Below are 309 nucleotides of genomic sequence, written 5' to 3'. Positions count from 1 at the left end.
GACTCGCCCAGCATGTCCAGGCTGTACTGCCGACCGCCCACCAGATCGTCACGCAGGGCTTCCAGGCGTCCCAGGTCATCGCGGCTGGCTTCGCATGCGCGGGCATCCTGCGAACAGTCCACCCATTTGTCGCCCGTGCGGGCCAGCAGGCCGCCGATGAACATGCGCGTATGCGCCGCCTCTGCGCCGGTCAGCGTCGCGTATGGCAGGTTCTGTCCCCCCAGCAGGTCGAGAATCAGCGATGGCAGCGCGTACAGTAGCCTGGGCCCGACCTTGATCGGCCCGCGCGCGCCGTCGATGACCAGTAGC

At 68.0% G+C, this 309-nt stretch carries 1 protein-coding gene; it reads right to left on the bottom strand.

All coding sequences use genetic code 11. The annotated features are described in order from the left end of the window. Positions 1 to 309, bottom strand: a 309-nt coding sequence (locus tag SB658_RS22955; protein WP_410602559.1) for a hypothetical protein, incomplete at both ends; no start/stop codon positions are given.

It is taken from the genome of Bacillus sp. SIMBA_008 (assembly GCF_046535495.1).
Lineage (GTDB): Bacteria > Bacillota > Bacilli > Bacillales > Bacillaceae > Bacillus > Bacillus subtilis.
Note: the sequence above shows the minus strand (reverse complement) of the source record. Positions and strands in the feature narration are given on the sequence as shown.